Source organism: Pseudomonadota bacterium (assembly GCA_010028905.1).
Lineage (GTDB): Bacteria > Vulcanimicrobiota > Xenobia > RGZZ01 > RGZZ01 > RGZZ01.
The window spans coordinates 1-11131 of sequence record RGZZ01000132.1; the positions used below are offsets into that span (position 1 = coordinate 1).

The following is an 11131-nucleotide window of genomic DNA, read 5'->3' on the forward strand; positions in this document are numbered from 1 at the left end:
CTCATCGTGGGGCACGCGCTCGGGCCCCACGAGACCGGGCTCTACTCCATCGCGGTGAGCCTGGGAGACCAGCTGCTGCTGCTGCCCACCTCTCTTGCCGCGGTGATCTTCCCGAGATTGAGCGCAGAGCCAGATGCAGCAACACGCTTCCGCGCCGCCCTTCGGGCCACCGCCGTTACGGCACTGCTGCTGGGCACGCTCACGGCGGCGTGTGTCGCGGTGAGCCCGTGGCTCATCGAGACGCTCTTCGGCGCAGCCTTCGCGAACGCAGCGGTGGCCTGGCGTTGGCTGGCGCCGGGCGTCTTCTTGTACGGCCTCGAGATCGTGATCGCCCAGTATCTCAGTGGAAGCGGCTTCCCCCCCGCGGTGATGGGCCTGTGGATCGTGATCGCTGCAGGCAATCTGGGCGCAACCCTCTGGGCAGTCCCGCGTTACGGCATCATGGGCGCCGCGGCAGTCACTTCCGGCACCTACGCCGTGCTGCTCGTGGCCATCACCGCCGTTGCGGCGCACCACGCCAGACGTGGGCAGGGCTGAGCCCTACCCCTGTCGCGACGTGAGACGCGCCACGAGCCACCCGAACATACCGAACAGCACCATCGACAGCACCACCTTCAGCATGCCGTATCGACTGGTGGGCATCGTGGCAACCAGCGGGCGATCGACCACCTTGTACGGCACCACGCGACCCGCCTCCTGAAAGAGCGCCAGATTGTACTGCTCGCTCAGCACCAGCAAGACCTTCTCGTTGAGCTTGACGTCACGCACGAGACGCTGGTAGGCCAGCAGCGCGTCGGGAAGGGCCTTGAGCTTCGCCTCGCGCTCCTCCACCATCTTGCGCAGCTTGTCGACCCGTGCCTTCGTGCCCGCTTCGAGCGCCTTGAGCTCGATCTGATGATTGAGATCGCCCGGCGCGTCGAGCTGGCTCTGCGTGCCCGTGAGCTCGACCTCGTGGAGGGCGAGCTGACGGTGAAGCTCGAGGAGCGCGGTGATCTCGGCCTTCTCGCGCTCCTCCTGGGGCACGAAATCGCGGGTGGCCATGAAATCGCGCAGGGCTTTCTCGGCCTTCTGGAGCTTGACGCGCACACCGCTCACCTGCTTGCTCAACGTGGCGCTCTTGCTGCTGTTGTCGCCCGTGAGACGCGCGTCGAGGAAATCGAGGCAGGCGTTGGCGATGCGCTGCGACAGCTCGGCCGATTGGGTGCGCACCGATACCTTGATGAGGCTGTCTTTCTGGGTCACAACAATGGCGCTGGCCAGGCGCCGCAGCAGCCGGTCGCGATCGCGGTCGGCGGCGGGCGTGTCTGCTCCTCCCCAGAACGTGTCATCGGCGTCGAGGTGCAGCGAATCGGCCACCGCAAGCCGACACGCATTGCTCTGCAGCAGCGCCATCAGGTAGAAGAGATTGCTGCCCATCACCCCACCGGTGAGCGCGCCGGCGGTGAGCTCATCAGCCATGGCCCGCAGTCCGCCCTGGGTCGACGGGGTAGCGTAGACCGTGGCCGTGGAATCGTAGACGGGCTTCTGATTCACCACCACAGTGACTCCGACACCCGCGCCGAGCAGCGCGAACACGAGCACGACGATGATGGCCCTCAACGGCGAGGGCCGTGCGGGAACGGTTGCCGGCGAGTCTGCGCTCACGCCAGCACCTCTCCGATCACAGACGCGAGGAAGCGCATCACTTGATCAACCGGTACAGCACGGCGCCATTGGTGAGAACGCGCAGCGCATCGATGAAATGTTCCCAGGCCGTGGGCTGAGAGATGATGGCGCGCGGCGGCACCAGCACGAGGTCGCCCTCGTCTACCGTGGCGCTCTCTGACACGCGGCTCATCTCACCGTTCGCGCGCATCACCAGAATGCCGCTCTTGAGTGCGTCCGGCGTGAAATCGCCCGCGCGCGCCACATAGTCACGCACCTTCCAGCCCGCGGTGAAGGGCAGCGCGGACGGCATGGTGACCGCGCCCGAGACGATGACGAGACGGCTGGGACGGGGAACGAAGAGCAGGTCGCCCTCGCGCAGACCGGGATCGCCCTGCCCCGTGGCCAGGATGCGCGGCAGGTCGATGGCGATGCGCCCGCTCGACAAGATGCGCGAGATGACCCTGGGCGCCAGTACGCTCTTGGGAGATCCCTTCAAAGCATCGACCACGGCCCCCGCCGGGCTTCCCGCGGAGACCTCGGCGCGAATCGCCCCCTGCCTTGCCGCCTCGGCGGTGGCCATCTGGCGCGCGATGCCCTGCAACGTGTCGAACGCCTCTGACGTGAGCTGCAGGCGCTGCGCGTCGATGATGCTGTCGTTGAAGCGGATGAGCATGGCGGCGCGTGCGTCGGCCTCTGGGGAGAGGCCACCCGCGCGCTTCACCAGATCGCGCAACGTGTCCTTGCGTGGATCGAAGGCATAGTCGCCCGGATGCATCACCTCACCGCGCACCGTGACCACGCTCGGCCAGCGGGTGCGCCCCACGTCGGTTCGAATCACCAGCACGTCGAGGTTGTGCAGCGCGGTGACCGAGTCCGGACCGCTCAGGGTCGCGTCGAGATTCAGCGGAAGGACGGTCAGGTGGCCGGTGACGGGGTCGACCCTTCCCACCTCGGCGTCAGACGACGCCTCGGGGAGCAGGCCCCCTGCCTGGTAGATGAGGTCGCGTACCGTCATGCCCTCGAAACGGGTGTACTCCCCGGGTCGGGTCACGGCGCCGTTCACTCGCACGCGCGCACTCTTGAAGAGCACCTGCGCGGCCGCGTACACGAGCACCTTGTCGCCCGGCAGAAGGGTCACGTTGTCGCGCTCGCTGCCCCGCAGCGCGCTGTCGAGATCGAATCCGATGACCTGAGGCGTCTGTCCGCTGCGTGGGCGATACACCTCGGCATGGCCGGGGAACACCCCATGGCGCATGCCCTGGGCGCGCGCGATGAGCGTGGCCACGCGCATCCCTGGCGCGTAGGCGTAGACGCCGGGTCGCTGCACCTGACCGTCGAGGGTGATGGCGTTGCGCGCATCCGGGAGCACCGACAGCACGATGACCCGATCACCCGACTTCACGGCTGTGGAAGGCGCCTTCTTGTACTCGAGGTCGAGCACGATGCGGTCCCGGCCCGCGCTCACCCGCTCGATCTGCACCCGAGGCGCATAGGCTTCCGCCATGAGACCGCCCGCCAACCCGACGACCTGGGCCAGGGTGCGCTCTCCGCGCAGCTCATAGAGCGCAGGGCGAACGACCTCGCCATCGACCGCCACCTCCGGTCCGCGGGCGGGGATGAAGACACGATCGCCGCTGCGCAGGCGGATGGTGTCGGTGGGCACCCCGTGGATGAGCAGCGCGTAGAGATCGACCGTGGCCACCGTCTGCTGCCCGCGCAGCACGCGAATGGCGCGAAAGCTCCCCACGTTCGACGGCCCGCTGGCGGCGAGCAGGGCGTCCATGAGGGTGGCGCCCGCAGGGAGCTCGTAGCGGCCGGGGCGACGCGCCTCCCCCACCACGTAGACCGCGAGGCTGGGTGTGCTCTCGAGATACAGGCGGGTGCGCATGTTGGGGAAGCGCTTGCGCAGCGCGTCGCCGACGCGACCTTGCGCCCGGCCCAGCGTGAGACCTCCCAGGCTCACGAGACCCACGCCGGGCACGTAGGCATTGCCGCCGCGATCGAGCTGCAGCGCCTCCACCGACTCGCCGCCCTTGGTGTTGTAGACCTGCATGCGGAGACGGTCACTCGGACGGAGCTCGTAGTCGTCGCCCTGCGGCACGGCTGCGGCCGACGGGGGCTTCTGCTCGACGGCGCGGGTGAAAAGCTCCCGTCCGAAGGGCTGCAGCACCAGATTGAGATTGCGGCGCAGGGTCTCCTTGAGCGTGCGGTAGACCTCGTCGGTCACCGCGTCCTCCCAGTCGGCAACCAGGGCCCCCACCCAGGGCCCCACGACGTCGGGCGCCTGCAGGCTGCTGCGCTGCAGCTCGGTCTCGACGCCGCGGCGAGCCTGCACATCGATCTGGAGGGCCTGGAAGGTCTTGCGCGTCTCGGAGCGCACCATCTCCTGCAGCGCAAGCGGCTCGACACGCATGCGTCCCCGCATCGACTCGGCGACGACCGCCTGAACGCGTTCCACGATCTGACTGCGATAGACGTCGAAGACCTCACGGGTCACCCGCTCGACGATCTGCGGGCGCGCCAGCTCGCTGTTCGCGCCGGCGGCGTTCACGTCACTGGGGCGCGGCGACGGAGAGGCCACCGCACGCGGGTCTGTGGGCGCCCCTTCGGCCGAGCCCGGAACGGCAGGCGATTGCTGGGCGCGCGCGCACGACAGGCCCACGACAAGCGTCAGGAGCAGCGCGAACATCATGCACGCAATCGAGGCGCGCCAGGAAGAGCGATAGCGGGGCGTGATCATCGGCCCTTCCTTCAAACGAACGCCGCGGCGCTCCTGCCACGGCATCGGCTGCACGGCGCTCGCCGCTGGCAGACAGAGTCTCGCGCGCGTGCCTGCCCTGAGCATGCGCACCCGACCCGCGCTCCGGGAAAATCTCACAGACGCCATCCCACCCGCTCGGGTATGCTGACGTCAGAGACAGACGAAAGCGAGGCCAGCGCAATGAAGGTACACCTGAGACTCGACGGCACCAGCCGCACCCTCGAGGGCGACACCATCGCCGTGAGCAGCAGCGACAACAGCCAGCGCATCCTCGAGCAGCTGGCGCGCACCCTCGAGGTTCCCGCCGACAAGATGCGCCATCTCGTCATCGACAAGCACCCAGATGGCGTCGTCGTGCGACCGCCGGCGGTCTTCGGCTAGCGACGCTGCAGCCGCACCCCCGTGACCGCGGCAGACGCGCGGTCGAGGCGAGGCAGAGCGACAGCCCGACACACACAACGTTTGGGGCGTTCCCCGACCTGGAGAACCTACATGGCACTCATACGGCACTCCCGTACGTAGAAACGTTAAGGTTCTTCGAACACGAACGCCCCAATTCTTCTTTCTCACCACCCAGCGGCAGTAAACCCATCTCGCGCCCCCCACCCCACCTGCTGGAGGACTTGTCATGATCGAGAAGCTCGTCTCGTGGCTGCGCACGCAGCTCGACACCCACACCGGAGCACAGGTCAAGACACCGGCGCTGCGGATACGTTCGTCATCACGCTTCGTCTCGGCGCGTGTCGGCACCGAGGCGAGCGCGCGCACAGACCTGCTCGATGCCTTTCTGCACGCGAGCCACGGCAGGCTCGGCAACGTCGCAGAGGTGCATCGCGAGGCACTTGAGCGCGACGCGCTGTTCTATGGGCGCCTCTCCCGCTGGTATGCCGAGAACGGGGCGGTGCGCGACCACAACGAGCTGTTCGTGGCGCATCTGCTCACATCGCCGCACCCGAGCCACCGCGTGCACGCGCGCATGCTCATGCAGCGGCTGCGGGTGTACCAGGTGTCTCGCGTGGTCAAGTACGTGCGCGAGACCCTGCACTTCAACGGGCGCGCGCTGAAGCGAGCGGTGGAGGCCTACCTGCGCCGTCGCGAGGCCCACGAAGCCTGGTTTGACGAGTGCGTCATCCGCGACCGCCACAACCTGAAAGGGCTGTATGCGTCGCTGCACATCAAGCCGTCGGCGCGGGCGGCGCAGATGCTGTTCGATGAGACCCCCCCGAGCGACAGCCGGGTTGCCCAGGCCCGCGCTCTCGCGCGGCTGGCGGAAGACCCGGCCGCTCAAGCCCGCCTCATCGTGGAGCACCACATCCACTACACCACGGCCATCGGAGCCGTGAAGCACTACACACCCATGATCTTGTTCGCGCTGGTGAAGGTGATGACCCCGCCGCAGATCATCACGAATCTCGCGATGCTGGCGAAACGTGGCGCATTTGAACACCGCGAGACGAAAGCGCTGCTCGACCAGAAGATCCGCGAGGCTGTGCGAGAGAACCGGGTGAGTGACTTCAAGACCGTGCAGGCGCTTCGAGCAGTGGGCCACGATGCACGCATCAGCGGGAACCTGCTCGACACGCTCCAGCAGCGCCTGAGAAACCGAGGGCGCATCGAAGTGCCCACAGCGCTCTTCATCGACAAGTCGGCCAGCATGGAGGAAGCGCTGGAGATCGGCAAGCAGCTGGCCATCCTCTGCTCGGCGGTGGCCGACCACGACCTGCACGTGTTCGCCTTCGACGCGACGGCCTTCGAGATCAACCCGCGAACACGCGACCTGCGTGGATGGGAAGAGGCCTTCTCCCCCATCTGCGCCAACAACGCCACCTCCATCGGGGCTCCGTTCACGCGGCTGGGAGACCGGCGCGTTGAGCAGATCGTGGTGATCACCGATGGGGAAGAGAACACAGCGCCGTATTTCACCCCGGCCCTGAGGGAATACGAGGAGCGCGTGGGCGTGCAGTGCCGCATCGTGGTCATCCGCGTCGGTCGGAGCGCCGCGGCAACGCCCGTCGAAACCGCGCTGAAAGGCCGCGAGATCACGGTGATCCCGTTTCGGGGTGACTACTACAACCTGCCCAACGTGGTGCCGCTGCTCTGCCGTACTCCCGAGACCCTTCTCAACGAGGTGCTCGAGCAGCCGCTCTACACCGAGGAAGATGAATTGCCCAAGGGCTACGACGAGGCGACCCATGAGATTCTCTGACGTGCTCGATCGGCTCGAATCCCTCGAAACGCTGGCGTCGACACGCGAGCGGGTCGCCCCCTGCGACGGCGCTCGGCACATCCGCGTCGAGACCGGCGCGCTTGTCTGGCGATGCCGTGTCGAGGAGGCGTTTCAGGGCTGGGGCGTCTTCACCATCGGTACAGACCGTGTGGCTCGCCTGGTGCGCGAGGCGAGCCACACGGAGCGGCAGCATTGGCTCAACGGTCGCCCGCGCTGCCGTCTGGTGCTTCTCGAGAATGAGGAAGGCCAGACGCGCAGGGCGTGGTGCGAGCACGCGGGGAGTTCGGGAGACCGGCGTGAGGGGGCGCGAGTAGTGCGGGTGAGCCTGACCCATGGGCTGAGCGCGTACGAGAGCATCGACGCGGTGTTCGACGGCGAGCGGCACTGGTCTCTCGGTCTCGATCCCACCGTCCCTCCCTGGCGCGCCGAGCGACTTCGCACACAGCTGACGAGCTCCCGACTGGCGCTCAGTGGCCAGGAGAGCCTCATGCTGGTTGACGACGAGCAGGTGACGCACCATCTTGCGCTCGCCCTGGCGCTGGGAAGCGGCGAGCTGCTGTCGTGGCAGCGTGTTCTCACGGGCTTCCTGGTGTCGTGGGCCAAGGAAGGCGAGCACTTCCGCACCCTCGTGGACGAGCACCTCTCCGTGAAGCGGGCCGGACTGTGCCTGAGCGGGCTCGACGCAGACCACGATCTCACGACCCTGGCCTCGCTCATCGGACGCGAGCGGTGAAGGCCCCAGCAGCAACCGCGTGCCCTCGAGGTGCGGGGGGCAAGCCGCCAGTTCAGCGAGGGGAGGTGCACGTGAAGGCCCCAGCAGCAGCCGGGTGCCCTCGAGGTGCGGGGCTCGAGTGATGAAGGAGGAGCGACCATGCGCGTAACCGTCTGCGGCATCGGAACCATCGGGGCGAACCTCATCGAGCATCTCGCGCGGCAGGCCCAGCCCGGCGATGTGCTTCGCGTGATCGACTTCGACAAGGTCGAGGCGGCCAATCTCCTCAACCAGCCGTGGCAGCGTCACCAGATCGGTCATCCCAAGACCCGCGCCCTCGACGAGCTGGTGGCCCGCTTCAGCGGCGCGTCGGTGGAGACCGTGCAGAAGCGTCTCACGTCAGAGAACGCGGCACGCCTGCTGGGGGAGAGCGACATCGTGATCGACGCCTTTGACAACCGCGAGGCGCGGGCGGCAGTCAGTGAAGCCTGTCGGGCCGCGGCGCTGCCGTGCATCCATGCCGGCCTCCACCCCAGCGGATACGCCGAGGTGGTGTGGGACGAGCGCTACACCGCGCCCGAAGCCGACGGCACAGACGCCTGCGCGCTGCGGCAGGCGCGATCGCTCTCGCTTCTGGCCGTGGCGGCTGTGGCCCGCGTGATCGAGCGCTGGCGCAGCGATGGCACGAAGATCTCGTACACCATCACGTCAGGCGACCTGCAGATCAGCCCCATGTGAGCACCTGCACATCGCGGGCTTGAGCGGAGCGTAAATGTGCTCAACATCGCGGGCTTGAGCGCAATTGAGCTCAACATCGCGGGCTTGAGCGCAATTGAGCTCAACATCGCGGGCTTGAGCGCAAATGAGCTCAACATCGCGGGCTTGAGCGTAAATGTGCTCAACATCGCGGGCTTGAGCGTAAATGTGCTCAACTCGACGGCATAGAGCGCAGGCGCGCGATGGCCTCGAGGTCTCGCCGCCAATCGCCCATCGAGAACACGTTCATCTCGTCGATGCCCAACCGCTCCATCTCGCCGAGACGTGCCCGACACGTCTGTGCGCTGCCCGCCAGCGCGAACGCCGTGCACATCTCATCGGCGAGGGCATCTCGGTGCTCCGCGTCCCCCTCGTGCCATCGCCTCGCCCACCCCACCAGGCCCGGCAACCCTTCGGCGTTGCGCAGCACGATGGCGGCGATGTCCGGGGCGATGAGACGCGCAAACCATCGCGTCTCTGCCACGGTCTGCGCGTCAGACAGGTCAACCGCCAGCGGCGCGGCGCACTGCAGCCAGATCTGCGCAGGATCACGCCCCGCCGCCACAGCGCCTTCAAGCACCCGATCGCGCGCCCACGCAAGCAGCTCGGGATGCGCCGCCTGCAAGATGACGCCGTCGGCCATCTGACCCGCCATGCGCAGGCCGAGCGGACCATAGGTCCCTACATAGACAGGCACAGGCACAGCGGGGCGCCAGAACGCATCGACGCGATCGGCCTCGGCGTGGAACAGCTCGATGGCCGCACGCAGGTCGGCAAGAGACGCCGGCACGCAGCCCATCCCCTTGACGGGCACGTCTCCCCGACCGATGCCCAGCACCGCACGCCCCCCGCTGATGCGCTGCAGCGACAGCATCATCTGCGCGGTGACGAGAGGTGAGCGCGTCACCGGATTGGTGACGCAGGGTCCGAGGCTGATCCGGTCCGTGGCCGCGGCCACGAGCGCCAGCAGTGGATAGGGATCCGGTCGCGCCCGGTGCATGTCGTAGAGCCAGAAGCTGCGCAGGCCCGCGCGCTCCGCCGCCTGGGCCGCGGTCACCGCGTCGCTATGATCGGGAAGCGGAGGAAGCGAGAGGGCGAAGTCCATCAGGCCCGCGCTTGCCCCTTCCTGGAGACTCCCCGCCTCAGCCCCCAGGAAGACCTCACGACGCCGGCAGGCCCGTGAAGTAGGCGGGCTCGTGTCCGGCCCTCCACTTGATGTTGCACCCGAGGCTGGCCTTCTGGAGAGATGGCGCCGACGCGCCTGCGAGTACGGCTTCGATGGCCGCGCGCAGATCAGCCCCGTCTACCGCCACGCCATTCCCGGGTCGCGACGCATCGAGCTGCCCACGATAGAACAGCCTGCGCTCGCGGTCGAAGAGGAAGAAGTCGGGCGTGCACGCAGCCGTGAACGTCGTTGCCACCGCCTGTGTCTCGTCGTAGAGATAGGGAAACGAGAAACCGGCCTGCTCCGCCTGGCGCTTGAGCCCCGCTGGCCCGTCATCCGGGTGCGACGCAGCGTCGTTGGCGCTGATGGCCACGAGTCCCAGGCGAGACGGGGCGTAGTCGCGCCCCAGGCGAGCCAGCTCGGCCTCCACGTGCTTGACATAGGGGCAGTGGCTGCAGATGAACATCACCAGCAGCGCATCCTTGTCGTTGAAATCAGCGTCGCTCACCGTTCGTCCGCTCACCACATCGGGGAGGGAGAAGGTGGGCATCTTCGTCTCGAGCGGAAGCATCGTCGAAGCCGTGCGAACCATTGTGTATTCCTTTCCTGGTCGTTCGTGTCGAGAGGGTGACGGTCTGACCGTCTACCCGGTATACCCGAGATTGGCGCGCTCGCCCGCCGCCAACGGATGCTCCGGATCGACCATGATGATCTGGCTGTACACCCGGATGGCGTCGGTGATGCTGTTCTGGTGGGCGAACAAGCGGGCCGCTGTGAGCCACGACTCGGTGGCCTGCGCCACGTTTGCCGTGAACGCGTGCGCGTCGCCGAGCTGCTCCCACACAGACGCGAGGTTCGCGTCGACACCCAGCACGTGGTGGCAGTAATCGATGGCCTCCTGCGGGCGACGGGCCGCCAGCGACACCTTGATCATTCCCTGGAAGGCCACATGGTTAGTGGGCTCGTGGCGCAGCGCGGCTTGAAGGGCCTGCTCGGCCTCACGCATGCGGTCTTGCTGGAGACAGAGCTGGGCGAGCATGAGATCGCTGTGTATGGTGTCAACCTTCATGATCAGCAGGCGGGAGAGCAGCTCGGCGGCCGTGCCCGCCGACGTGCTCATGAGGAGCCCCGCGGTGCGCACCAGGGGCGCCACGACCACATCGGGACGCTTGTCGGCGTAGGCCTGACGAGCCAGATCGTGACATCGGTCGGCGTCGTACGGATCTTCGTTGCAGTATCGGAGAAGGCGTTCGAGCGGCGTCTCCTCGCGGATGGGCTCGGACGGGGGAGGGGGAGGCGCGGCTGCGGACGCCGCTGCAGGCGTGGGAACCTGCGCTGCTGGCGCAGGTTCCTCGACATCTGGCTCGACATGTGCGTCTTCAGAGGGGGCCGAGGTCTCCGCGTTGGCTTTGGCCGCTGGGATGGCAAAGCGGTGAGCCCGCGGGGCGGGGTTGGCACGCACCTCCTTGAGGGCAGCCTGCTTTGCGGCCTCCTGCTCTGCAAGCAACCGATCCCACTCTTCGAATGTGAGCATGGGCTCTGGCTCCTCTTCGACCGCGGGCGCGGAAGGAGGAGGAGGAGGTGCGGCGATCTCGGGCGCAGGTGCGAGATCGCCCTGCGGCTCGAGGTCGACCGGATCGGCGAGGCCTTCGGCCCCAGCGCTGGGGGAAGGAGAAGGGGTGGGGGGAGACGGCTTCTTGCGGAAGAACGAGAACACGCGAGCCTCCGGACCGATGACTCCTGGCGCCCGAGGCGCCCGGGGGCATGGTTTTCGCGGAGATTGCGTCAGACCTCCTCCTGCTGCACGAAGCATCCAGCGACCGACCGTCGCCCGCGTCGACCACGCAGCGGGCGAGCGCAGCG

The 11131-nt window shown here is 67.5% G+C and carries 10 protein-coding genes; 5 read left to right on the forward strand and 5 right to left on the reverse strand.

The annotated features are described in order from the left end of the window. Positions 1 to 537 (forward strand): hypothetical protein (locus EB084_11070; protein NDD28795.1); only part of this gene is annotated, 537 nt, incomplete at its 5' end. A gap of 3 nt (positions 538 to 540) precedes the next feature. Here EB084_11070 and EB084_11075 read toward each other — a convergent pair. Both EB084_11075 and EB084_11080 read right to left on the reverse strand, forming a co-directional pair. After that, positions 541 to 1644: a hypothetical protein gene (locus EB084_11075; protein NDD28796.1), complete on the reverse strand. Its 1104-nt coding sequence runs from the start codon at positions 1642 to 1644 to the stop codon at positions 541 to 543. Positions 1645 to 1681: 37 nt separating this feature from the next. Then, positions 1682 to 4534 carry a hypothetical protein gene (locus EB084_11080; GenBank protein NDD28797.1) on the reverse strand — a complete coding sequence of 951 codons (2853 nt, stop codon included), beginning with the start codon at positions 4532 to 4534 and terminating at the stop codon, positions 1682 to 1684. Between the two features lie 15 nt (positions 4535 to 4549). Between EB084_11080 and EB084_11085 the strand changes: the two genes are divergently transcribed. The 4 genes from EB084_11085 (at position 4550) to EB084_11100 (ending at position 8085) form a co-directional block, all read left to right on the forward strand. Continuing rightward, a complete protein-coding gene (locus EB084_11085; GenBank protein NDD28798.1) occupies positions 4550 to 4789 on the forward strand; it encodes a hypothetical protein in 240 nt (79 codons plus the stop codon). 247 nt (positions 4790 to 5036) lie between these two features. Then, entirely contained in the window at positions 5037 to 6614 is a 1578-nt protein-coding gene (locus EB084_11090) for a hypothetical protein (GenBank protein NDD28799.1), read from the forward strand. Continuing rightward, positions 6601 to 7368 (forward strand): hypothetical protein, encoded by a 768-nt coding sequence (locus tag EB084_11095; GenBank protein ID NDD28800.1) that lies wholly within the window; start codon positions 6601 to 6603, stop codon positions 7366 to 7368. Before EB084_11090 ends, EB084_11095 begins: the two co-directional genes overlap by 14 nt. A 138-nt stretch (positions 7369 to 7506) precedes the next feature. Next, complete coding sequence (locus EB084_11100) at positions 7507 to 8085, forward strand: ThiF family adenylyltransferase (GenBank protein NDD28801.1); 579 nt, start codon at positions 7507 to 7509, stop codon at positions 8083 to 8085. Between the two features lie 190 nt (positions 8086 to 8275). Here the strand turns inward: EB084_11100 and EB084_11105 are convergent, their stop codons facing one another. The 3 genes from EB084_11105 to EB084_11115 are packed head-to-tail and all read right to left on the reverse strand — an operon-like array spanning position 8276 to position 10985. Further along, positions 8276 to 9208, reverse strand: coding sequence for an LLM class flavin-dependent oxidoreductase (locus EB084_11105; protein ID NDD28802.1), 933 nt, complete (start codon positions 9206 to 9208; stop codon positions 8276 to 8278). A 55-nt stretch (positions 9209 to 9263) separates the two neighbouring features. After that, positions 9264 to 9860, reverse strand: coding sequence for a thioredoxin family protein (locus EB084_11110; protein NDD28803.1), 597 nt, complete (start codon positions 9858 to 9860; stop codon positions 9264 to 9266). 51 nt (positions 9861 to 9911) lie between these two features. Next, positions 9912 to 10985 carry a hypothetical protein gene (locus EB084_11115; GenBank protein ID NDD28804.1) on the reverse strand — a complete coding sequence of 358 codons (1074 nt, stop codon included), beginning with the start codon at positions 10983 to 10985 and terminating at the stop codon, positions 9912 to 9914. Positions 10986 to 11131: the final 146 nt, after the last annotated feature.